The organism is Pseudundibacterium arcticum (genome assembly GCF_042646465.1).
In the GTDB taxonomy this organism is placed as follows: domain Bacteria; phylum Pseudomonadota; class Gammaproteobacteria; order Burkholderiales; family Burkholderiaceae_D; genus Undibacterium_A; species Undibacterium_A arcticum.
On record NZ_JBHRTP010000002.1, the window covers coordinates 109,733 to 133,572 of the forward strand.

Annotated in this window: 20 protein-coding genes; 9 read left to right on the forward strand and 11 right to left on the reverse strand. The window is 55.1% G+C overall.

Annotation, left to right across the window (positions count from 1 at the left end):
* Positions 1 to 242: 242 nt before the first annotated feature.
* Positions 243 to 701 (forward strand): 3'-5' exonuclease family protein, encoded by a 459-nt coding sequence (locus ACFOFO_RS00720; RefSeq protein WP_390330540.1) that lies wholly within the window; start codon positions 243 to 245, stop codon positions 699 to 701.
* A gap of 454 nt (positions 702 to 1,155) precedes the next feature.
* On the opposite strand, the gene ACFOFO_RS00725 is transcribed toward ACFOFO_RS00720, so the two are convergent.
* Complete coding sequence (locus ACFOFO_RS00725) at positions 1,156 to 2,208, reverse strand: DNA-binding protein (protein WP_390324821.1); 1,053 nt, start codon at positions 2,206 to 2,208, stop codon at positions 1,156 to 1,158.
* 142 nt (positions 2,209 to 2,350) lie between these two features.
* Here ACFOFO_RS00725 and ACFOFO_RS00730 point away from each other — a divergent pair, with 142 nt between their 5' ends.
* Positions 2,351 to 3,547 (forward strand): tyrosine-type recombinase/integrase, encoded by a 1,197-nt coding sequence (locus ACFOFO_RS00730; RefSeq protein WP_390324820.1) that lies wholly within the window; start codon positions 2,351 to 2,353, stop codon positions 3,545 to 3,547.
* A 313-nt stretch (positions 3,548 to 3,860) separates the two neighbouring features.
* Here the strand turns inward: ACFOFO_RS00730 and ACFOFO_RS00735 are convergent, their stop codons facing one another.
* Positions 3,861 to 4,568 (reverse strand): cyclic nucleotide-binding domain-containing protein, encoded by a 708-nt coding sequence (locus ACFOFO_RS00735; RefSeq protein WP_390324819.1) that lies wholly within the window; start codon positions 4,566 to 4,568, stop codon positions 3,861 to 3,863.
* 1,152 nt (positions 4,569 to 5,720) lie between these two features.
* Between ACFOFO_RS00735 and ACFOFO_RS00740 the strand changes: the two genes are divergently transcribed.
* The gene (locus tag ACFOFO_RS00740; protein ID WP_390324817.1) at positions 5,721 to 6,314 is read left to right on the forward strand and encodes a BPSL1445 family SYLF domain-containing lipoprotein; all 594 of its coding nucleotides are present in this window, start codon (positions 5,721 to 5,723) and stop codon (positions 6,312 to 6,314) included.
* 386 nt (positions 6,315 to 6,700) lie between these two features.
* Here ACFOFO_RS00740 and ACFOFO_RS00745 read toward each other — a convergent pair whose 3' ends face one another.
* The 7 genes from ACFOFO_RS00745 to ACFOFO_RS00775 all read right to left on the reverse strand — a co-directional run bounded on the left by ACFOFO_RS00745 (position 6,701) and on the right by ACFOFO_RS00775 (position 14,387).
* On the reverse strand, positions 6,701 to 7,879 hold the full coding sequence (locus ACFOFO_RS00745; protein WP_390324816.1) for an extracellular catalytic domain type 1 short-chain-length polyhydroxyalkanoate depolymerase: 1,179 nt from the start codon (positions 7,877 to 7,879) through the stop codon (positions 6,701 to 6,703).
* 20 nt (positions 7,880 to 7,899) lie between these two features.
* The gene (locus ACFOFO_RS00750; protein ID WP_390324815.1) at positions 7,900 to 8,328 is read right to left on the reverse strand and encodes a CopG family transcriptional regulator; all 429 of its coding nucleotides are present in this window, start codon (positions 8,326 to 8,328) and stop codon (positions 7,900 to 7,902) included.
* 271 nt (positions 8,329 to 8,599) lie between these two features.
* A complete protein-coding gene (locus ACFOFO_RS00755; protein WP_390324814.1) occupies positions 8,600 to 9,988 on the reverse strand; it encodes an FAD-dependent oxidoreductase in 1,389 nt (462 codons plus the stop codon).
* A gap of 5 nt (positions 9,989 to 9,993) precedes the next feature.
* Complete coding sequence (locus ACFOFO_RS00760) at positions 9,994 to 10,551, reverse strand: phosphonate degradation HD-domain oxygenase (RefSeq protein WP_390330542.1); 558 nt, start codon at positions 10,549 to 10,551, stop codon at positions 9,994 to 9,996.
* Positions 10,552 to 10,555: 4 nt separating this feature from the next.
* The gene (phnY, locus tag ACFOFO_RS00765) at positions 10,556 to 12,013 is read right to left on the reverse strand and encodes a phosphonoacetaldehyde dehydrogenase (RefSeq protein WP_390328092.1); all 1,458 of its coding nucleotides are present in this window, start codon (positions 12,011 to 12,013) and stop codon (positions 10,556 to 10,558) included.
* A 176-nt stretch (positions 12,014 to 12,189) separates the two neighbouring features.
* Positions 12,190 to 13,419 carry a phosphonoacetate hydrolase gene (phnA, locus tag ACFOFO_RS00770; RefSeq protein ID WP_390330544.1) on the reverse strand — a complete coding sequence of 410 codons (1,230 nt, stop codon included), beginning with the start codon at positions 13,417 to 13,419 and terminating at the stop codon, positions 12,190 to 12,192.
* Positions 13,419 to 14,387, reverse strand: a complete 969-nt coding sequence (locus ACFOFO_RS00775; protein WP_390324812.1) for a phosphonate utilization associated transcriptional regulator — start codon at positions 14,385 to 14,387, stop codon at positions 13,419 to 13,421. The genes phnA and ACFOFO_RS00775 overlap by 1 nt, the downstream gene beginning before the upstream one ends.
* Positions 14,388 to 14,441: 54 nt before the next feature.
* Here ACFOFO_RS00775 and ACFOFO_RS00780 point away from each other — a divergent pair, with 54 nt between their 5' ends.
* The 4 genes from ACFOFO_RS00780 (at position 14,442) to ACFOFO_RS00795 (ending at position 19,679) form a co-directional block, all read left to right on the forward strand.
* Positions 14,442 to 15,488 carry a putative 2-aminoethylphosphonate ABC transporter substrate-binding protein gene (locus ACFOFO_RS00780; protein ID WP_390330546.1) on the forward strand — a complete coding sequence of 349 codons (1,047 nt, stop codon included), beginning with the start codon at positions 14,442 to 14,444 and terminating at the stop codon, positions 15,486 to 15,488.
* Between the two features lie 97 nt (positions 15,489 to 15,585).
* Positions 15,586 to 16,719 (forward strand): putative 2-aminoethylphosphonate ABC transporter ATP-binding protein, encoded by a 1,134-nt coding sequence (locus tag ACFOFO_RS00785; protein ID WP_390330548.1) that lies wholly within the window; start codon positions 15,586 to 15,588, stop codon positions 16,717 to 16,719.
* Positions 16,716 to 18,452 carry a putative 2-aminoethylphosphonate ABC transporter permease subunit gene (locus ACFOFO_RS00790; protein ID WP_390330550.1) on the forward strand — a complete coding sequence of 579 codons (1,737 nt, stop codon included), beginning with the start codon at positions 16,716 to 16,718 and terminating at the stop codon, positions 18,450 to 18,452. The genes ACFOFO_RS00785 and ACFOFO_RS00790 overlap by 4 nt, the downstream gene beginning before the upstream one ends.
* Positions 18,453 to 18,515: 63 nt before the next feature.
* A complete protein-coding gene (locus ACFOFO_RS00795) occupies positions 18,516 to 19,679 on the forward strand; it encodes a 2-aminoethylphosphonate--pyruvate transaminase (protein ID WP_390324808.1) in 1,164 nt (387 codons plus the stop codon).
* Between the two features lie 208 nt (positions 19,680 to 19,887).
* Here the strand turns inward: ACFOFO_RS00795 and ACFOFO_RS00800 are convergent, their stop codons facing one another.
* Positions 19,888 to 20,988 carry a hypothetical protein gene (locus ACFOFO_RS00800; protein WP_390330552.1) on the reverse strand — a complete coding sequence of 367 codons (1,101 nt, stop codon included), beginning with the start codon at positions 20,986 to 20,988 and terminating at the stop codon, positions 19,888 to 19,890.
* A gap of 626 nt (positions 20,989 to 21,614) precedes the next feature.
* Between ACFOFO_RS00800 and ACFOFO_RS00805 the strand changes: the two genes are divergently transcribed.
* Entirely contained in the window at positions 21,615 to 22,031 is a 417-nt protein-coding gene (locus ACFOFO_RS00805) for a hypothetical protein (protein ID WP_390324804.1), read from the forward strand.
* Between the two features lie 45 nt (positions 22,032 to 22,076).
* A complete protein-coding gene (locus ACFOFO_RS00810; RefSeq protein WP_390330554.1) occupies positions 22,077 to 22,856 on the forward strand; it encodes an alpha/beta hydrolase family protein in 780 nt (259 codons plus the stop codon).
* Positions 22,857 to 23,010: 154 nt separating this feature from the next.
* On the opposite strand, the gene ACFOFO_RS00815 is transcribed toward ACFOFO_RS00810, so the two are convergent.
* Positions 23,011 to 23,760, reverse strand: a complete 750-nt coding sequence (locus tag ACFOFO_RS00815; RefSeq protein ID WP_390324802.1) for an SDR family oxidoreductase — start codon at positions 23,758 to 23,760, stop codon at positions 23,011 to 23,013.
* Between the last annotated feature and the right edge of the window lie 80 nt (positions 23,761 to 23,840).

Consider the following 23,840-nt stretch of genomic DNA (forward strand, 5'->3'; position numbering starts at 1 on the left):
CGCCTGGGCGCAACACAACTGGTCACCGCGAGGACTACGAGAATTGTGTCATGAGACCAGGGAGATTTCTGTCCGCGGTTTGGCCATTATTTTGCCTTCGTGCACGGTTCGGAACTAAATGTCTTGCAGTTGTGCGGTTGTATGCGTGTGTTTGGAACTAAAAATCTAACAAGTGTGCTGAAGCACACATGAGAGGAAATTAGTTCCGAAAAGTGTCCCATGGCAAAAAATAAGGCCCAATAATGCTTATCTTTCTCGATACCGAATTTACCGATTTTATTGACATTGAGCTGATCAGCATTGGCCTTGTAAGCCAAGACGGCCGAGAGTTTTACGCCGAACGGAACGATTTTGACGTTGCGAAGTGTAATAATTTTGTGCGCGCAGGAATCCTGCCGATGCTGACGCAAAACGACTCAAGTGTCGCAATGACACGCGCCGAGCTAAAAGTCAATTTGCTTTCTTGGCTCTCCCAATTTCGGCATCAAGGTGAGATTCAGGTTGGATTCGATTATTCAACGGATTGGGAGTTGTTCCTCGACGCCTTGGACGGCGAGCAGCCTAGCTGGATAGGCCCAGCCTTGATTTCCGATCGAATAGATCAGGCGCGTCGGGAAAGTTATTTTCAACTACCTGGTGCCAAGCGCCACCACGCGCTTCATGACGCCCGCGCTAATCGGCATGCGTTCTTCGTGGTATAAATTCGGCGCTAACATGAGCCGCATCAAAATTGATGTCTATGTGACCAATCCGAAGGAAGTTGTTTTACTTTTCAGCCACTGACGTTTTAAATGGCTGACTCAATGAAATTACTTCGGGATTGTCAATGGATTTACTAGATGAGACCAGCAAGCTGTGAGTAGCCCGCCGAACTACACTGACTTCGCATAATTGGCATTATGTCAAATTGGCACTGCAAATTACGCACAATAACGACAGCCCTTAAACGGTTGTTTTCTGAGCTCCAACGTCAAAGTATCCTGTATTTGAAGGTAAAGATGGTCGAGAAAAGAATAAATGCCCTTTCTGCTTTTCCCGTATGCCATTACTTTTACGCCGAAACGCCATTCTTTTCCCGGGTGCTTTTACCTTTCGGACGACATTGGACGCATTGGACGCATTGGCTTGCTCGGACGCGTACCGATTGCGGATAATTTATTCAGCCTTCGATTTGCGTGGCACTCGCACCGGTTTTGGTGCCTTCCGCAACTCTGCGACCATGCGCTGAGCCTCTTCCGCCTGGAGGCGCCAGCTTTCCCCATCACTTCGCAATGAACCCAGTTTTGCAGCCGCCTCTGCCAATTGCGCTTGGAGGGCCTTCAGATCAATGATCGCCATGTCTCGACTTGCGGTAACGGCCTGCAGATTACCTTCCAATATGCCTGCATTTTGCCGGAGGTCTCCCAATTGCGATTGAAGTCCAGTTGCCTCTGACCGCAGCCGCTCGACCGCCTGCGTGCCGGCGATACGGCAAGCGTCCAACTCTTTTTGCAGCTTGGCGGCGCGAGTTCTTTCGCGGTCGATTTCCAGCAAAGTTCTGGTCTCGGCGGCCCGGAAGCGCTCGTCAGCAAGATGAGCCGCCGCGCGCAGCTTCTCCAATTCCGAAGTAAATTCTCGACGCGCGTCCTCCAGCCGCTGCTGATGCACCGCGTTGTCGTCCATCGCCTGTTTTAGATGCGATTCAAGCGCCATCCTAGTGGCGACTGCGGCAGCAAGATTTTGCTCAAGTGCGCTGACCCGCCGAGAGGCTTCTTCGCGGCCGCGGAGCGCCTCGTCGCGCTCTCGCAGCATGGTATCGCGTTCACTTTCGGCATTTTCGACCGCTGACTTGGCATCCATAATCGCTACCTGCGTCTCGCTTCGGTACGATGCCAGCGTTTCATGCGCCAAGGCCTGGGCGGCGGTCCATAGCGTTGCAGTCAAGTCGCCCGCGGCGGTTTTCAGGGCCTCGGGCAGATCCGGATGTTCAATCCGCACGCGGCTTTTTTCCCGCAAGTCTTCCCAGAATTTATTGAGGGCTTCGGCCGGTGCGGTCATGCTGCCCTTGCGCACGAGCTGATAGAGCTTGTTCGCGGTCGGCGTCATCCCATAGCGAAAGAACAGTAATACACAGACCTCGCGGTACAGGTCCTGGGTTTGCGTAAACTGTTCGCGCAGGCGATCGATATCGGCGAGAAGCTGCTTTTCATTGGTACGAGGCGTGTCCACGATTAAGTTTGGCGAATTTTGAAGATTGATAATACTACGTATTACGTACTAAATTTTACTATATGGTTTAAAATTATGACATTAACTCTATAATGTCGAGTATTATCAGAGCGTGCCAATTCTAGATGCGTCAGCACTGATAATGCCTTCTACCAATTTACATCCCGCTATTCTTCCCGTGCTCGCGACGATCGACAGCGTACAACTGCCCTCCCACATCGATGGCCGCGATGGCACCAACCGGGCCACCGGCAACCGTCCCCAAATCGCTGCCAACCACGATGTCGATGCGATCAAGGCATGGCTCGCGCGCTTTATCGATACCAAGACCACGTTCGACAATTACCGCAAGGAAGCCGAACGCCTGCTGCTCTGGTCGACCATCCAGCTGAGCAAGCCGCTATCGTCGCTCACGCATGAAGACCTGCTGGTCTATCAACGGTTTCTGTCCGATCCGCAACCGGCGACACAGTGGGTGATGCGCGATGGCCGCAAGTTCGCGCGCGCGCATCCAGAATGGCGGCCGTTCGCCGGCCCCCTCTCCCCTACTAGTCAGCGCCAGGCAATCATCATTCTCAACACGCTGTTCTCGTGGCTGGTCAATGCGGGCTACCTCGCTGGCAATCCACTGTCGCTGTCGCGTCAGCGCGCCCGCAAGGCAAAACCACGCATCACCCGTTACCTCGAAGTGGATTTGTGGAGTGAAGTGAAAATGACGATCGATGCGATGCCGAAGGAATCGGATCGCGAACGCGCGCATTACTATCGCGCACGGTGGCTGTTTTCATTACTGTACCTGTGCGGCTTGCGCATCTCCGAGGTCGTCGGCACCACGATGGGTAGTTTCTTTTGCCGGCGCGACAAGGATGGCGATGAGCGCTGGTGGCTCGAGATTCTGGGCAAAGGCGACAAGCTGCGGATTGTGCCGGCTACGAATGAGTTGATGGTCGAACTGGCGCGCTATCGCAGAGAAAAAGGCCTTGCACCTTTTCCGCTAACGGGTGACGACGTTCCGCTTCTTTTGCCGATCGGCAGTCGCACAAGACCAATGACGCGCGGCGCTGTGCATGCAATAGTGAAAAAGGTATTCGAGCACACTGCCATCCGGCTCAGACAACGCGGCGAGCAATACCAAGCGATTGCGGATCGTGTTGAACAGGCGTCTGCGCATTGGCTGCGACACACGGCCGGTTCGCACATGGCAAATAGCGATGTCGACCTGCGGCACGTCCGTGACAACCTGGGACACGAATCGATCGGCACAACGAGCAACTACCTGCATTCATCGGACGACAAACGTCATAAGGAGACAGAGGAGAAACACCGCATCAAGTGGTGAGCAAATCTGTAATACTGATTTGCTTAGTGGCACCTGATTAATACCGAGCGTCCACTCACCGTCGAAAACGCCATCGTGCTGCGCCGTGCCCCCTGTGTGCGGGCGAGCACGATCCTCGGGAAATGCGCGACCAGGCGCACCAGCACGGAGCAGACCTGGCTTCGGTGGCACATCAAGTAATCGGCGCTTGGCTTGACCGTATCGACTCAGAACATGCCTGGCAAGTTTCAGATTGACGGCTGCCACGTCTCGTTCTCGACAGGACAACGCTTACGCCGCCACCGAACGCTTTTACTTATCAGGTGAAAGCGTATCAACCAGGTTGTGCGAGCAAATTGCGTATCGCTGCTTCCGTTTCCTGGTAGTTTCCCTCGCCGAAGTGAGTGTAGACAATTTGTCCTTTTTTATTGATCAAATATGCGGCGCGCCAAAACTGATTGCTGTACGCATTCCAGGTCGTATAGCGATTGGACAGGAAGCTCTGCAGGAGGAACATGGCGGCGTTGCCGGGCGGCCCGACCAGCACCGGCCCGCCACCATTAGCATCGAGCAGTCCGACCCGGCGCAAGATCAGCGCGCGCATGATGCGCTCGCCCAGTTCGGCCTCGGCCACCACCAGTGCGCGCAGCGATTCGGAATTGATGACGAGCGCATCGACGTCGCCCACCGCGTGGCCGTTCGCCAGCGCCGGCCGGCTCGACAGCTGGGCCACTTCGCCCGTGAATTGACCCGGCCCGTGTTCGGTGATCGGTGCGCTGTTGCCCAGGCCGTCGTAACGGCTGACGGCGATGCGGCCCGACAACACCACCAGCATGCCGAGGGAAGTGCGACCCGCCTCGAACATCATCTCGCCGTCGCGCCACTGGCGCCGCGTGCCGAAGCGCTGCAGGCGCTTGATTTCGGCCGCGCTCAGCACCGGGAAAATCTGGTGGCGGCGCGCCTCGATATCGATCAGCGGTGCCGGAACGGGTTCGTCCAGATCGGCCTCGGGGATGAACTCGGGAACATTGGTCGTCGACATAGAAAATCCTTGAATTTGATGACAAAACAAAGACCTGGCAAGTCGATCGCACCGTGCAAAATTGGGCAGAATTGACTGCAAGCAATCGCTCGGACCCTACGCCAATTACCTTCCGTTATGTACCGGAAATGTACCAGAATGCCAGCAACACGAAATACTGCTGCAAAGCCCCAATAACGCAAAAAGACAATCTGCGCGAATTGGCTCAAGTGTATAAATTTTATGACGACCCACGGCTCCGGGTCCACTGGATGGCATCGAGCCGTTCAAGATGCGGCAATACCTGGGTTGGCGAAAATCCGCCAAAGTACGTGCAAACTGCGAAGAGCACTGTTAAGCCTCACAGAGAATGTCGCGCGCGAAGTGGGACTACAAATAACCCATTCCCCGCGCCGGCATCAAAAGCTAGCGCGAAAAATGTCGCGACACCGACATTGACGATGCAATCTATGCGGCGGTTTGGAACGTTGCCGAAACACCGCTCCATCCGTCATTGACGAATAAGGCACTACCATCCACCACCCATCCCCTCCTCGCTTCGCTGCAGTTCGACAGTTCTCCTACATGGTTTTGTCTCGTGACAACAGTAATTTTTTCTCCATACATTCGACGTCTTCGGAAGATGCTGTACGCGACCACCTGCGGCCGAAACAGGTGCAGTAGAGACTTTTCCTCGAATGAATCGGCGGTATAGCTGTCGCGTCTCCTTCAACCAACCTCCTAAGGCTAGGATTTGGCCCGCCGCAGAAGGTGCTGCGGGATTTTTTTCGTTAAAACGTCAAACTACTTTTTAAATTGACTTGTATCAAAACTACCCTTCGACAGAGGATTATATTTCTATCCATATAATGTGCTGGGTGAACATAATCCGCCCGTATATACCCAGTAAAAAAAAGCACGTTTGTAAATAAGAGCAACAGTCCGAGCGTTACGTTGAGATTAATGGAATATCTTTGAGGAAAAGTGAGAGCAGTTTCAAGGCGAGGTGAAAGCACATTCAGGCTGGCTGACCCACCTTGATAACAATGCAAGCAAATGTGATCAACTCTCCGGAAGCGTATTAAGGATTAGTCCTGTAGCTTTCGCCAACAACCATGTGCTGCATGGTGGAGCGCCCGTTTGGAACCTGTTATTAACCCAATGGAGGTCATCATGCAAAGACGTGATTTCATGCTCAAGACAGCGGCGTCGCTCGCGGTCGCCGGTTTGTCGATCGCAGGCTGTACGACCACCGCGACGACTACCGCAACATCGGGCACTGCTGATTCAGACAAACGTCGCCATGAAATCGACGCAGGCGTTAGCGCGACGCTTTCGCAATTGGAAACGACCGTCAAGGGTTCGCACGAACTTATCGCCAAGGCAAGCGGTGTATTGGTCTTCCCGTCAGTAATTGCGGCCGGCTTCGGGATAGGTGGGCAGTATGGCGAAGGAGCGTTGCGCGTTCACAATGCGACACCTGAATATTACAGTTTGGGATCCCTGTCGGTTGGACTTCAAATCGGCGCACAGTCTAAAGCGATTATCTTCTTGTTCATGACGAAAGAAGCACTCGACAAATTCCGCGCCAGCGAAGGCTGGCGGGCCGGTGCCGACGCCTCAGTGGCGGTGCTGAAGGTAGGTGCAAATGGCAACCTTGACGTCGGTTCGGCGAGCGGCCCGGTCATGGCCTTTGTGTTGACAAACGCAGGTCTTATGGCAAATCTGACGCTGGAAGGCACGAAAATAACGCATCTCAAGATCTGAGGTTAGCTTATACATCGAAGAAAAAGACCGCACCGGTATTCCAGCGCTCTGAGACCAAACAGCAAGCCATTATTACAAATGGAATTGTAGAAGTTCCGACGTGAAGAGCCGCATGAATACTAGGGGCGCCGTCGTGCTTTATGCGCCAAAACAAAGGGCCCCTGCCCGTCCAGGTTGATGCCAAACTAGTCGGCATCATCCGACGCATCATCCTCGGTACATGAAAGACGCAGAGCCGCAAAACTCCGACCGGTCGTCTTGAGCGCAGCAAGCGGGCCAGCATGTTCAGGAGCTCGCGTACTTATACCTAGGCTGCTATGTAGAGTTCGGACCCGTGCCAAAAAACGGCAATCGGGCCGTCGGCTCGTGGCAGCCCGATATCACATTCAACTCGCCGACTTCGACTGCGTCGAAAAAAAGCGCATCATTTCTTGAGAAGCGTCAGGTCCCTTGCCATCGGTATAACTGCCGCGGCTGCTACCGCCGAACCAGGCGTGACCCGCACCATGCACCAGCCACTGCTCGGCCACCACCTTGCCGTCGGCATCTTCGTGCACCGTTTGCGTATAAGGGTGGCCGGCCCCGGCTTGCCCTTTCTTTATCTGTGCCGCAGCATGCTGCGGCATGGATTGCGTCATGATGTGATCACCATTGCGCGGATGGACAGTCTTGTCGCGGTCGCCGTGGAACACGATGATCGGTATCGCTTTCAGGCGCGCGTTTGCGGTCGGTGCGCCGGCGCCTTTCATAGCTGCCAAGGCCGACGGCAAGTCATTCGCCGCTGCATATGGCAACCCGGAGTGGATGCCGACCGCGGCGTAAAGCTCGGGATAGCTGGTGCCCATGATAACCGCCATCGCACCGCCTGCCGACAGGCCGGCGATGTAGACCTGCGCCGCATCCACGTGATACGTCTTGATGATCTCCTGTGTCATCCCTGCGATGATGGATGGCTCGCCTTGGCCGCGCTGCTGATCGACAGCATTGAACCAGTTCCAGCACTTCGATCCGTTGGCCGACTGTGCCTGCGCCGGATACAGGACCAGGCACGGCTTTTCCTCGGCGATCGCATTCAACCGGGTGCCGGCGGCGAAGTCATCCGGATTCTGCGTGCAGCCGTGCAGCATGACCACCAGCGGCAGCGCCTGGCCGTGATAGGCGGTCGGGACGTATAGCTTATAAGCGCGGGTGCCGGCATGATTGGTGAAGGAACCAGCCAGAAATTTTCCCGGAGCGAGCGCACTGCCATCCTCTTGCACATCGAATTGCGGCGCGAAGGCCGGCATCTCGAAGCGCGCTCCATCCATCGGCGCGTGAATGCCGAGCCTGGCCAGCAAGTCCGGCACAAACCCGCCTGCCGCGCCAGTATTGTCGGCTTTCGCGTTCGGCGCCGGATTGATGTCGCGCATAGTGCGCGCCGCGGAAGCGTTGCCGGCCCACGCGCCTGCCGGCATCAGGCCCTGCAGCGTCTGCTGAATTTTTTCGGTCGCGGCGCCGGCGCCGTTTTTTTGCAGCAGGGAAGCCGCTTCGCGCATTACCGCGAACATTTTTTCATTCATCTTCATTGGTTTTTCCTTTTTTGCAGTTAGCGGATGCGCCCTGCGAGGGCGTTTTTGACGGCGGGACTGGCATGCAGGGCGCCAAGAACAACCAGCGATTCGATCGTGGCGAGAGCCAGTTCCGGTGACACGTCGGCGCCGATGCTGGCCAGGCCCAAAACCTGGATCTGCAGTTTCTGCCCCGCCCTCTGCACCGCTTCCAGATCGGCGCGCGAATAATGCTGCAGTCCGAGCACCAGGCTCTTGCGGGCGATTGTCTGGCGGACCACTTCGGAATGCGTGGTCAGCTGGTTTCGGATCGCTGTGCGAATCAGATCGGTTCGGTTGGAGTAAAAACCTTCCTGCACGAGCAGGTCGATTTGTCCGAGATCGACGAGTCCCAGATTGATCGTGATTTTCTCGGTTTCGCTTACTTTCGGACGAATTTCATGCACACTCATATTGGCCTTTACCATCCATTAGACATCCATTTGCCATCTGCATGGATGGTATTATAGGATGGAAACGGCGATTGTCAAGGTGAAATGCGGCCACAGACGCACCATCTTCATGAAGGGAGCTGATAAGGGATCAGGTTGCTACCTGGTATGACGTGTGCAATTTGGTGCTCGTGCAGCAGGTGTTGCCGCTGAATCCGGCGACCTCGGTCAAGGCGCCGAACGTGCCGCAGGCTGACGCCCGGCCTGGTACTTGGTGGCGTCGGGTTCGCGGCCCTCGGTAAAAAACCTAGGCTTTGTCGGCCTTGCCCGCCGCATTCGCCAACTTGCTCAGCATCTGATCCAGCAGCCAAGGCTTGCGCTCCAGGTCTTCGGCGCGCTCCTTGCGGCGGATCGCATTGCGCACTACCAGTGATCCCAGATAACGGATCGGTTCTGGCGGAAAGGTGCCGCGCGGGCCATCGGCCAGTGGGCTGCGACTCCATGCATTGTCGAGCCCAAGCACCAGCGACGACAGTAACTGGCCACCCATGTAAGTCGGTCCGACGCCATTACCCGAATAACCGAAGCCATAGAAAATATTCGGATGACCATCAAGTTTCCCGAAAAAAGGAAAACCGGTGACCGAACGATCCGACGGCCCGTTCCAGCTGGCGGTTATCGGCACCTCAGCCAATGCCGGGAAGAATTCATGCAAACTTTGCTTCAGTTGATCTTCATAAGGTGAACGCTGATCAAAGACCGGCAGAATCCGGCCGCGCCATGCAAAAGTATTACCGCCCTTCCCCAACATCAGACGGCCGTCTTCAGTGGTCCTGTAATAGAACACAAAGGTACGAGAATCAAGTACCGAAACGCCGTCCTTGAGACCGATCTGCTGCAGCAATTCAGGACACTTTTCGGTAATTACCATATCGCTGGACACCACCGCCAGCGTGCGTTCAAATTGTGGGAAGCGACTTGCCATCCAGGCATTGATGGCCAATACCATCTTGCCGACTTGCAGTGTGCCCGCCGGCGTTTGTATCGTTACTTGCCGCCCCGGCTCAAATGCCAGCATCGGCGTTCTCTCATAGATTCGGATGCCCATTTCCAGTGCCACCCGGCGCAGTCCGCGTACCAGCTTGCCCGGATGCACAGTGGCCGCCAGTGGCGAGAACACGCCTGCCAGATTGCGCGCCGAGCCCGAACGCCGCTGCACTTCTGCGGTTGATAGCGGGTGATACGAATTGATGCCGTACTTGTTCAGCTCCTTTAATACCGGGTCCAGCACGCCCATCTGTGCCTGTGTGGTCGCGGTGTACAAGGTGCCATCCTGACGAAATTCGGCGTCGATCCCATGCTTGCCACAGAACTCTGCAATATGCGTGACTGCCGCTTCAGACGCTTTCGCCAGACGTATCGCTTCGGCCTCTCCAAACAAACGACGTAGCGTAAAAAATTTGGTGGTCCAAGTCAGCAAGCAACCGCCATTTCGACCGCTGGCGCCGGCACCGCACAGATCACTTTCGATAATCGCAATATCCAGTGCCGGATTCTGCTGCTTCAGTTGCAAGGCGGTCCAGAGGCCGGTAAAGCCACCGCCGACAATGCCAACATCGGCGCGTTGAGAACCTTGCAACGCAGGCGTCAATTCACCGTCAATCGAAAGTGCATGTTCCAGCCAGAATGGGCGCATGGGAGCTATCCTAAAGAATGAAAAAGTGCGCAATCCGTCATCAGTGCAGCGAAATACGGTAGTGCCGGAGTGACCATGTCTAGATCTTTCGCGAAGTCGTCCCACCGCCGCAAACGTACTGCATCTGCGGCATAAGGTCGGGCGATGAATTTTGCCGCAGCTTCGGCAGAAAACACACCACCTTGCAATGCAAGGCTGCGCTTGGAGTCTTCCGAAAGCTTGTCAAAATATGCTGTATCGGTGGCACACAAAAAACGCTTGGCATTCACGTGCAACCGAATCGGGCCCAGCACTGCCGGACTAAACAAACCACGTAGATGCGGAATTGCAACATACTGATGCGTATCGTCAATGCCTCGCGCCGATGGCGTTTCACCCTGCGGGTTCAGCAAATGCCCGAGGTCATGCAGCAATGCGGCGCAGATCAATTCCGGTGTTGCCCCAGCCTGCTCTGCAAGCGTTGCCGATTGCAGAGCATGTTCGAGTTGAGTGACCGGCTCGCCGGAATATATTAGATGCCCTCCAGCGTCAAACAACGCGCATATTCCTGGAATGGATAACATCGAATCAGTTCCAGGGCAGCGAATACGTCTTTGTGTTGGAGAAGCTTTTCATGGCTTCCAGTACACCTTCCTTGTAGCCGAGACCCGAATCTTTGATGCCACCAAACGGTGTCAGCTCCAAACGATAGCCTGGCACCTCTCGCACATTGACGCTACCCACTTCCAGCTCGCGGACAAAGCGGGTGATGTAGTCCATGCGGTTGGTGCATACCGACGATGACAAGCCGTAAGGAGTCGAATTGGAAATCCGGATGGCATCAGCAATATCGGTGCAGCGAATCACTGGCGATACCGGTCCGAACGTTTCTTCGGCGACCAGCTTGCAGTCGGCCGGCACGTGGTCCAGTACCGTCGGCGAATACAGCGCACCGGCGCGGATATTGCCATACAACAGTCTGGCACCGTGGCGCTCGGCATCCTTTACCTTGGCTTCGAACTCGATCGCCGCACGTTCATCGATCACCGTTCCCATGTCGTTGTTTGGGTCCATCGGATCGCCAAATTTTATCGCGCGCGTCTTGGCAACAAGCTTCTTGACAAATTCATCAGCTACCGCCTGATGCACGATCATGCGTTTGATCGCGGTACAGCGCTGGCCGGAATTCTTGTACGAGCCCGACACCGCCAAAGTAGCGGCCTCTTCAATATCGGCATCTTCCATCACGATGATCGGATCGTTGCCGCCCAACTCCAGCACCTGACGCTTGTAGACTGCCTTGCCGGCGATGTATTTTCCTATCGGCACGCCACCGGTGAACGTGACCAGATCGACATCGGCATTGGTCAGCATTTCGTCTGCGATTTCTTTCGGATCGCCTGTCACTACCGAGAACATTTCAGGCGGCAATCCGGCTTCGTACAAAATGTCGGCGAGCAGCAAGGCAGAAAACGGGGTCTTCTCGGTTGGCTTTAACACCATTCGATTATTCGTCGCGATCGATGGCGCCACTTTGTGCGCGACCTGATTCAACGGGTGATTGAACGGCGTAATGGCCGAAATTGCGCCGAGCAACGGCTCTTTCATTGTGTAGACTTTGCGCTGCTTGCCATGCGGTGTCAGGTCACAGGAAAACACCTGACCATCATCTACCAGCGCCTGATTGGCGGCAAACACAAAGACGTCGCAGGCACGACCAACTTCATACAGCGAGTCCTTCTTGCACAGGCCTGATTCGGCGGTGATCAAATCAGAAATGGCATCGGTATTGGCACGCAATATTTCCGACGCCCGCAACATGATCTTGGAGCGGTCGTAACGCGTCAGCGGTGACTTGAACTGACGAGCGATGCGAAAGGCGTCGCGGATATCGCCGACAGTCGCCTTTGGAATCGTCCCGACCAGCTTACCGCTGTATGGATTTAGTACCTCGATCCGACGCTCATTACCGACCAGCTTGCCAGCAATCCGCATCTTCTGATGTAACGGTTCACCTTCTTTAAGTTTACTCAATTCGCTTAGCATCGACATTTCATCTCCCGATCCATTGACTATCCATAAGACTTACGAAACAGCAAGGAAGCGCGTTGGATGGAGCCTTGCAATATCCAACATGCCCTCCCCGCCACTCACACTGCTTCATCACCTTCATATTCCGCTGTTGGGCACCCTTCGTCCAACCAAGTTACGCAATACAGGCATCACACCGCACCATTCATGGCCAGGTAAAACACGTCAAAATTTCGTACTCGATGGTCAGACGGAATCGCGCCCAGCCTGCGGTTGAACATCAGCGGCACACGTTGTTCCGAAATTCCACCATGCGAACGCAATGGCAAATTCAGTTCAGACAAATCATGACGTGTGGCAGCGGTACCGATCACCGTCAGACGTTCGCTGACCACCACCAGGTCGCCGATACGGTCCGCTGGCAATTCAAAGCGCGCAGCTGCATCAGTGCGAGTCAACACCAACTCGATTCCGGGAATCGCGCTGATCTGCCGGGAAACGCTCTCCAGATCCGCTCCCTCATTCAGATACACGGTGGCGTAAGAACCCAATGCACCGTGGTGCACGACATATGGATCGGTAATCGGCAAAATTACCCGCGTTTTTCCGCTACCTATCTTTGCGTCCAGCACGTCCTGCAAATAAATGACGTTTGGCTTGCCTGCACTGTCGGTCTTGGCGTTCATGCCGTGATCGGCAGTCAGGCCGATGACCGCGCCCAACTCATCGAGTTGAGTCAGATAGTCATCCATCATGGCGTAAAAGGCATTTGCGCCCGGTGTGCCGGGAGCAAATTTGTGCTGGATGTAATCGGTGGTCGACAGGTACATGATGTCTGGACGCCGCGTCTCCAGTAGCTTGACGCCAGCGGCAAACACGAACTCCGACAATTCGGCGCTGTACACCGACGGCAGCGGCATGCCGACCAGTTCCAACAAATTGTCTATGCCATTTTGCTCCAGCGTGGCCTGATCGGCCTTCTCTGCGGAGAAGCAAATTCCGCGCATCTTGTGGCCGAGCAAACTGCGCAATTTATCCTTGGCTGTCACTACCGCGACCTTGGCCCCGGCGTCTGAGAAGGCCGCCAGTATGGTGCCGGCGCGCAGATATTTGGCGTCATTCATCATGACTTCCTGATTCGCTTCGCGGTCCAGAAAATAGTTACCACAGATACCATGTACCGAAGGCGGCACCCCGGTGACTATCGACAAATTGTTCGGGTTGGTAAAGCTGGGCACCACGCAGTCGCCGCTCAGTACAGTTCCCTGCGCCACCATTTTTTTCAAAAACGGGGTAACACCAGCCTGTATCGCCTGATTGATATATTCCTGTTCACAACCGTCGACACACACAACGACGACTGGTTGCTTCATCCACGGATAGCTGCGGCCATTGACCTGCAGAATTTTGGTGCTGGACATTAGTTAGCCTTTCGGTTTGAGAGGGAATCGGAGGGATTAGCAGCAGCATGCGCAACGTGCATGCGGTTACGACCGGCCATCGCATGCTCGCGCATGATGTGCCCGGCCTCTAGAGGATTGCCGGTAGCAATCGCATCAACGATCTTGTGGTGCTCGGCGGTCGAGGTTGGCAGACTACCGCTCTGCGCCAGCGCCGAGCGCCGGTACAGAGTCAACTCATTCACCAGACGGCGATAGGTGTGTATCAGTTTGTTGTTGTTGGTCATATTCAGCAGCAAATCATGGAATTCCAGATTCATCCGCGAATAGCTATCGACATCACCGCCGGCAGCGACACTGTCCATGCGATCCAGAATCGCACGCAGTTCCTGGACCTGACCAGCGCTGATGGTACTTGCCAGCTTGCGTCCTATCAGTTCATCCAGAGCGCCGCGAACTTCGTAAATATCGTCAGCCTGCTCCAGCGAAATATGACGGACAAAAACGCCACAATTTTTTTCCTGCTGCACCAGGCCGACTTCTTCCAGTGCGCGAAAAGCCTCCCGTACCGGCCCGCGGGAGACCCCCAGCATTTCTGCCAGCGTGACCTCATTGAGCTTGTCGCCCGCCACCAGGTCGCCGGCCAGAATCATGCGCTCAAGCTCCTTCTGCACTAGCGAAGGCAAGGAATTTTTTTGTAACAGGGCGATGGTGTTCATAGTGCGGCTGGTAGTCATGGGGATCTTTTTATCTAACGAGTGATTGCACTTTAATTCAACAACGTGTAGATTGTCAACAAAATACAAACTACATAATGCAATATGTGGGGGCCAAAAAATGCTGCAGATGGGTAGGTGGGAACGGTTGGTACCAAGATGGCAGATCAGCCTGATGCGACGGTGAGCTAGCGCAGCAACGGCGAACCGTCCATGAAAACAAGCTTCTGTGACCGGCCGATGAGTAAGGAAGGGGTTGAGATGGATCAGCATGTGGATTACAGCGATTTGACACTGATTGATGACACAACATCTGAGGAGATGACAATGAGCATAAAGCCGCAATTTTTACAACTTTTGCACAAGACAGCCATAATCACGGCCCTGGCTGTGGCAGCCGGAACGACCCAAGCCCAGCCAAAAACCTCGCTGCTGGTTTACACCGCGATCGAAAGTGATGCGATGAAGGCCTACAAGGATGGCTTTGAAAAAGCCCATCCGGATGTGGAGATTCGCTGGGTGCGTGACTCTACCGGCGTCATCACCGCCAAATTGCTGGCCGAAAAGAATAATCCGCAAGCAGATGCGGTCCTCGGTGTCGCCGCCAGCAGCCTGGCATTGCTGAGCCAGGAAGGCATGTTGGTGCCGTATGCACCTGTCGGCCTGAAAGACCTGAATCCAGCCTATTCCGATCGGGCCCAACCACCCGCCTGGGTCGGCATGGATGTCTGGGGTGCGACGGTCTGTTTCAACACCATCGAAGCGAAGAAGCTGAATCTGCCCAAACCGGAAAGCTGGAAAGACCTGACCAAGCCTATCTACAAGGGGCAGATCGTCATGCCGCATCCTGCTTCCAGCGGCACCGGCTACCTGGACGTCACTGCCTGGCTACAAATGTTCGGCGAAACTGATGGCTGGAAATACATGGATGCGCTGCATCAAAACATTGCGCAATACACCCATTCCGGCTCCAAGCCTTGCACCATGGCCGGTACCGGCGAATTCCCTATCGGTATTTCATTTGAATTCCGGGCCCATCAGGTCAAGCGCAGCGGCGCACCGGTCGAACTGATTTTCCCGAAAGAAGGCCTGGGCTGGGATGTCGAAGCCAGCGGCATCATGAAGGGTACGAAAAATCTGGAAGCGGCCAAGAATCTGGTCGACTGGATGACCACCAAAGAAGCTAACCAGATCAGCGCCACCTGGTGGGCCATCGTTGCCTACCCCGGGATCGCCAAAAAAGTTGAAGGCATTCCCGAAAATTATGAAAAATTGTTGGTGAAAAATAACGACTTCAACTGGTCCGCCAAGAACCGCGCCCGCATTCTGGCCGAATGGGGTGGTCGGTATAACGCCAAAGCAGAAAAGAAGTAAATCCCGAGAAACGTCCGACGCTAAAATTCACCATTTGGCGATCTGAGCAGCAACTTTTTAGCGTCGGCGTAAAGACATTGTCAGGAGAGGATTTGCCATGCCCAAGCAGAATCAGTATCTGGAACTTGAAAACATCGCGAAGTCATTCGGTAACTTCCACGCGCTGCGCGACATTAATCTGAGCATCGCAGAAGGCGAGTTTGTCTGCTTTCTGGGGCCCTCCGGCTGTGGCAAGACCACGCTGTTGCGCATCATCGCGGGCCTCGAAAGCCAGGACCAGGGCCGCATCAGCCAGGCCGGCAAAAATATTTCGTGGCTACCGCCGATCAAGCGCGACTACGGCATCGTGTTTCAGTCATATGCGCTGTTCCCGAATCTGAGCATTGCAGAGAATGTCGCCTATGGGCTAGTTAACCGTGGGCAATCGCGGGCCAGCACCAAGGCCCGCGTCGAAGAATTGCTGACACTGGCAGGCTTACCGACCAGCGGCAACAAATTCCCGAGTCAACTATCCGGAGGCCAACAACAGAGAATTGCACTGGCGCGCGCCTTGGCCACCTCGCCCGGCCTGCTATTGCTGGACGAGCCGCTATCGGCACTGGATGCCCTGGAGCGGGTCCGCCTACGGAGTGAAATCCGCCAGTTGCAGCAACGACTGGGCGTCACCACCATCATGGTCACCCATGACCAGGAAGAAGCGCTGACGATGGCCGACCGTATCGTGGTCATGAATCAAGGCGAGATCGAACAGATCGGAACACCGCAACAAGTCTATTTGCAGCCGAGTTCGCCGTTTGTCGCATCGTTCGTCGGCAAAGTGAATATCCTGCGTGGCACCTCACTCGGCGATGGCCGCTTCCGCATAGGCAAGCTGGATTTCAGCTGCGAATCGCGCGTCGATCATGTTCCGGCTGGTGGTCCGGTCAAGGTGTATTTGCGGCCCGAAGATTTTGTCGCCCGCGATGCCGAAAATCGGACCCACAACAACGCCATGGCAGAGGTGCTGAAAATCGAATTCCTGGGTGCCTTCAGTTACCTGACGGTGGCACTCGAGGGCATGGAGCAACAACCGGTGCTTGCCTCCATGTCGCTCAATCTATTGAAAGAGTTGCGCCTGAAAGTCGGCAGTAAAGTGCTGTATGGATTGCTGCCCGAGCGGATACGGGTATATTGCGATCAGGACGGCGACCGGCGTGCCATGCCCGAGCTAGCGGTTGCGGAGCCAGCATGAGCAGCCCTGCCAACGCGTTGCCGTTGACGATCGCGACAGCAACGCCAGCCTTCAAAATCAAGAGCCGCCAGCAAAGTCATTGGCACGATCACATCGGCCACTTGCTGCTGATATGCGCCTGCATAGGGTTGGCCGTGTTCCTGTTGATGCCGGTGCTGATGATTTTGATCCACAGCGTGCAGGATCAGAATGGTCGTTACGTCGGCCTGCGCCAGTTCATCGAGTACATGTCGACCCCGGCGCTACGCCAGTCGATAGGCAATACGCTGATGATTGCGACTTCGGTCACGCTGCTGGTGATCCCGACCGCGTTCACCTTTGCGTATGCACTAACGCGCAGCATGATGCCGTGCAAGCGCTTGTTTCGCACCATGTCGCTGATTCCGATTTTAGCGCCCTCGCTACTGGCAGCGATCTCGTTCATCCAGTGGTTCGGCACTCAGGGCGCACTCAAAGGTTTGCTCGGCGGGACATCGATTTACGGCCCGATCGGCATCATCATCAGCGAAAGCTACGGCGTGTTCCCGCATGCACTGATGATCATCATTACCGCACTGACACTGGCCGATGGCCGATTGTACGAGGTGGCGGAATCGCTGGGTACCGGCACCATCCGCAAGTTCCGGACGATCACGCTGCCAGGCGCCAAGTACGGCTTGATCAGCGCAGCGCTGGTGGTATTCACCTTTACCGTCAACGATTTCGGCGTCCCGAAAGTGATCGGTGGCGAGTTCAATGTGCTGGCGATGGACGTTTATCAGCAAGTCATCGGCCAGCAGAACTTCAACAAAGGCGCAGTCGTCAGTCTGCTGCTGTTGCTGCCGGCACTGATGGCTTTCGTCATGGATTTCACGATCCGGCGCAAGCTGCAATCACAATTATCGGCGCGTGCAGTTCCGTACGTGCCCAAAAGAAATCGCGGCTTCGACGCAATGATGTTTGTGTATTGCTCGATCATCTGCGCGCTGATGCTGGCAGTCCTGGGCATGGCGATTTTTACGTCATTCATCAAACTCTGGCCTTACAACCTGTCGCTCAGTGTCGACCATTACTATTTCGGCTTGGTTGAAGGCGGCATCCTGGAATCGTATTTGAACAGCTTGAAACTGGCACTGTATGTGGTCATCTTCGGCACCACGCTGATCTTCAGCACTGCATATCTGGTCGAAAAGACCCGCGGTCTGAATGGCGTACGCCCCGTGATCAGGATGCTGGCCTTGTTGCCTATGGGCGTGCCGGGGCTGGTGCTGGGTCTGGGCTACATCATGTTCTTCAACCATCCATCCAACCCGTTGAGCTTTCTGTATCACGGCATGCTGATTCTGGTGCTGTCGACCGTGGTGCATTACTTCACCTCCAGCTATCTGACGGCGGTGACGGCGCTGAAAGCCATCGATAACGAGTTCGAAGCAGTATCAGCGTCGCTCAAGGTGCCGTTCTACAAAACCTTCTTGCGCGTCACCGTGCCAGTCTGCTTGCCGGCGGTGCTGGATATCGGTCGTTACCTGTTCATCAACGCAATGACCACCATCTCGACCGTGGTGTTTTTGTACTCGCCGGATACGACGCTGGCATCGGTCGCAATCCTGAATCTGGAAGCCGAAGGCAAGATCGGCCCGGCCACCGCAATGGCGACCTTGATCGTACTGACTTCGGCGATGGTATGCGGCTTGTATGCGCTGACCACCCGAGTGTTGCTGAAAAAAGCACAGCGCTGGCGCAGCACCGTTTGAGCTTTGTTACCACTATAAATATCAAGTTTGCTATTTCTCCTGTCCAAAACCAAAGGAAATGCCATGAGCCTCGTTAGCCGCGATCCCATCCTTCTTACTCCAGGACCATTGACCACCTCGCTCTCCACCAAGACCGCGATGCTGCGTGACTGGGGTTCGTGGGATGCCTCGTTCAACGCCATCACAGCCGAAGTCCGCAAGCAGTTGCTGGATATTGCCAATGCGCACGAAAACCACGTCTGTGTGCCTATGCAAGGTAGCGGCACGTTCTCGATTGAAGCTGCGGTCAATACCCTGCTGCCGCGCGATGGCCACATGCTGGTGCTGATCAACGGCGCTTACGGCAAGCGCATGGCCAAGCTGGTGCAGATGATGGGACGCAAGGTCTCGGTATTTGAAACGCCGGAAGATATACCGACCACGGCGGCCGATGTCGAGCGGCTGTTAAGCGGTGACCGCAGCATCACCCACGTCGGGCTGATCCATTGCGAAACCAGTACCGGCATCCTCAATCCGCTAGCCGAGATTGCCGACATTGTCGCCCGCCATCGACGCAGCCTGATCATCGACGCGATGAGCTCGTTCGGCGCGCTCGCGGTCGATGCCGCCAAAGTTCCTTTTGATGCATTGATTGCCGCCAGCGGAAAATGCATTGAAGGGCCGCCGGGAATGGGCTTTGTGCTAGTACGCAAAAGCGTGCTGGAAAAAGCCGCAGGCAACTCGACCTCCTTATCACTCGATCTGTACGATCAGTGGAGCTACATGGAGAAAACCACACAATGGCGCTTCACGCCGCCAACCCATATTGTGGCGGCATTTCACCAGGCCCTGATGCAGTTTGTTGCGGAAGGCGGTCAGCCTGCCCGCCTGGCGCGTTACCAGAAAAATTACGAAGCACTGATGACCGGCATGGACGAACTCGGACTAAAGTCATTTCTCGATCCGAAGATCCAGGCACCGATCATCGTCACGATCCATGCGCCTGACAGCGGCAACTACGAATTCAAGCGCTTCTATAACCAGGTGCGCGACAAAGGATTCGTGCTGTATCCGGGCAAACTAACACAGGCAGAAACCTTCCGCGTCGGTTGTATCGGTGCGATTGGCGCAGATGAAATGCGGCAGGCGGTACACGCAATCGCCGATGCGTTACGGGAGATGGGGATTACAACCAAAGGCACGAGGGAAAAACGTCTTGCATCGGAACTTGCTGTCAACACTGCATAAAAAGTCTTTGGGAATGCGCTGTAAAAATCAATCACTTATAGATGTAGATGTGACACCAGGAGATTTACGTCGGAGCTGCTTCGAATGACGTGAGCGTTCCGGTGAAGGTCTCGCATTCAGGCCCCACACGCTTGCGAGATTTTTGGTTCCGTTCTGTACAGCATGAGATTTTCTGATCCACCCCAGCGCGACAACGATCTTGGATGCACTACGGGCAGCTTGCCTCGCCACTGACATTGCTACCAGTTTGTCTGGGCTTGTTATTGACTTGGGCGGCATTCTGATTGTTGCCGCAAAGCCGGTTATCTGCATAAACCGATTTGCCGTAGGCTTCGAGGCCAAACGACTTGTTGTCGCGAATCACGCTTCCGCGCACGTCAATATCGAGACCAAAAACGCCAGCGCCGCCATTGGATTCCGCAATACTGTCGTTGATCAAGCCACCGAAGATCACAGCACCGCCGGCGCCATTGCTGACAAGGCTCACCTTATCAATGCGCGCAGAATGCGTCTCCAGGTAAACCCCGAGGTTTCCCATCCCCTGGATGCGACCATTGGTGACCGCGATATTCTCCCGATTCACTGCATGCACCCCATTACCGGTCCCCGTTGGCAAACAGGATACGGGCGGCGGCGAACAATGCGCCGGGCCTTGAATCGAAAAACCATTCAGATCAATGGTCACGTTATCGGCGTTGATCTCGATCGCAGTCGTGTCCGCATCGGGTACCGTCACACTTCCCGCCAACCGGTAATTGCCGGGCTCGCTAATTATCACCAGAAACCCCGGCGATGTACTCGGTGCGCGATTGGGATCGATGAGCATCACTCCGTCTACCGACCTTACCATGCCCGGCACCAGCATTCCTGCGCCTAGGACTAGTGCCGCCAACTGCTTCGAGATCCGCTTATCCATGTTGCCACCATTATTGAATGATGAAGTTGAACGACCGGGACAGGTTGCAAACTTACAATCGATGCCGTTGCCATGTACTCCAGCTATCCGATACAGCGCGATGTATTCCATCACCCCGTCAGAATAATTGTGCAATAACGGCAGCTGGATCATTGCCCCAATAGCCAACCAGTGACAGTTTGCTTCCTGCCGGGCAATCACCAACACATTATCCGCCTGATTATTTTCCTTGCCTGTGCACTGATTTGCTGGCACTTCATCGATACAGCAGCCAAATCCGTAGTCGGGCAGCGAATTGACCGGCTGGGGTTTTCTGGCGTCGATCTGGGCAGCTTGGCCGTGGGTGGCAAGCCGTAAAAACAATGCCTTGAGGGAATGTACCTCGCCCGTCACCCCGTCACCAGAACTCTGCCGAGTTTAGAAATTAGTACTGAAAAGAGAAAAATACGGAGCTTCGGTGGCTCTATTTATGAAATCGCCTAAGTACAGTTTTACCGTACCATCTGTTACATCGCTAACGCTGCATTATTCGGTATCGCCGGTCGTTTTCCGTATCACCTGCCGTAACACGTATAACGACGTGAAAAGACCGAGCATGGACACGATTTCTCAACCAGTGCAGACCAGGGAAGCCCGCTATTGGACACCCGCCGTCGGGCTGTGGCCTGCATGATGATTTCGTTGCTGCTGGGTCTGACGTAAGGGTTGGGATTGAATCTGGTGAATGTCAACCTCAATGCAATTCAAGGCACGCTGGGCGCTACCGCTGTTGAATCGGGCTGGCTGCTATGCATGGCCGCAAAAAACGATTGAGCCCGAGTATGCTCGCACTTCAGATCGGGTCACATCAAATGAAGAAATCTGAGCAAATTGATCGAAAATTTCGAGTGATGCGGCGAATCTGCACCTACCTGGTGCATATGCATCCCAGCGTCATTTTCCTGACGCAGTTGGCCAAGGCGGCGTAGCATGAGTCTGTAAAAAATTGATTTGTCCGCATATAGCCCGTACGGTCTTTCTTGCCCACAAAAATCATTTCAGGCGAATATGTTATGGATACACGAAAAACGCTAAACGATTTGAACCGTTCCCTGCGCGAGCTGCATAAGGAGCTGGTGAAGGTCGCGCGCCACGAATACGAAAAAGAATGGGGGCAAGTCGATCCTGGTCAGCTGTTGCAGCTCCTGACACGGCATCCGCAGTTCGACTGGCTGCATCAGTTGAGTGAGTTTATGGTGGATATCGATGAAATCCTCGACAATGAAATCGTATCGCAAGCGGATATACGGTCGATATTCGCCCAGGCGAAATCGATGCTGTCCCAATCGGTCACCGAGCCTTGCGATTTTTCCACGCACTACTTCGAGGCGATGCACGGCGATCCTGCGATCGTCATGGCACATGCGAACGTTCGCTGGGTTCTCGAATCCCGCTAGCCTAATTTTCAGTTTTCGGTTGAGACAAGCATCAGGAGTCCTCGAATGAAGATGGAACGCACTGAATTTCCCGGCGCAGATGGACAAAAACTTTCTGCGCGCCTTGATGCGCCTGACGGTCCGGTTCGCGCGTTTGCGTTGTTTGCACATTGCTTCACCTGCGGCAAAGACGTCTTTGCTGCGAGCCGAATCGCGCAGGCGCTGACGGAACACGGCATTGCTGTGTTGCGCTTCGATTTCACCGGTTTAGGTGCGAGCGAAGGAGAATTCGCCAATACCAACTTCTCTTCCAATCTGGCCGATCTACTCGCCGCGTCCAATTTTTTACGCCAGGCTTACCAAGCGCCGTCATTGCTTATCGGTCATAGCTTGGGAGGGGCGGCGGTACTCGCTGCGGCGATCGACATGCCGGAAGTGCGCGCGGTCGTCACCATCGGCGCTCCGAGCGATCCGTCACATGTTGCCGGCCTGTTCCGAGCGCACCTCGACCAGATCGAAAGTGCTGGCGAAGCCGAAGTGCAGCTCGCCGGAAGGCCGTTCCGCATCAAGAAGCAGTTCCTGCTCGACGCTTCGGAACAAAATCTCACGGACAAGATCGGCCGCCTGCGGCGAGCGTTACTGGTCATGCATTCACCGCGTGATGACACGGTCGACATTACGAATGCGATGCAGATCTTCACTGCAGCAAAGCATCCGAAAAGCTTCATATCGCTGGACGACGCCGACCATCTGCTTACCCGGAAGAGCGATGCTGCCTATGTGGCCAACATGATTGCAGCGTGGAGCGAACGGTATATCGCAACGGACGCTGCAAAAATGCCATGAAATTTGAGCGACGCACAAAGCCATCGCCTGCAGCACGCTTCTCGAAGCGTCGTGACCCCCATACACCACGGCGACGCGGGTTATGGGACTAGTGTTCAGACTGCTGACAAATCATCGGATGAATTGCCCCCGGCTTGACCGGGGGCGGCCGGAATTACAATTGGCTCATGCCGCCGTCAACGATCAACTCGGTGCCGACGATGAATGCAGCTTCTGGCGATGAAAGGTACACAACCGCACTCGCCACTTCGTCTGGGGTACCAAAACGCTTGAGCGGGATTTGCGCCTGTATGCCGGCGGCTACTTCGTCCAGCTGCTCGGCGGGGATGCCAAGGCGACCGTACAGTGGCGTCGCGACCGGGCCTGGGCTCACCACATTGACACGCACGCCGCGGCCTATCAGTTCGGACGACAAGGTTTTGGCGAGCGAAATCAACGCCGCCTTGCTTGCCGCATATACACTGGAAGTGGGCATGCCGATACGGGCATTGATGGAGCCGTTCAGGATGATTGCCGCTCCGGGATTCAGCAGTGGTATCAAGGCTTGTATCGCGAAATAGGCGCCTTTCACATTGATGTTAAAAGTCTGATCCCACAATGCTTCATCGACCGCTTCCACGGGAGCGAGCTTGGCGACACCTGCATTGATAAACACGGCATCGAGCTTGATGCCCAGGCCGCCCAAGGTGTTTGCCAAATCTTTGGCGGCATGGATGTCACCGGCGTCATTGCGCAGCGCGATCGCGCTCGATCCGAGTTGCGCTTTGGCCTGATCGAGCGTCGCCTGGTCACGACCGGTGATGATGACGCGCGCGCCTTGCCTGGCGAATTCCAGCGCAGTGGCCAGACCGATGCCACTATTGCCGCCAGTGACGAGTACAGATTTGTTGTCGAAACGTTTCATAATAAATTCCTTGGATTGATGTTGAGATTGCCAAATGTTCTGCCGCGAGATTGCGACGAAACATCATTGGTAAATAGTTC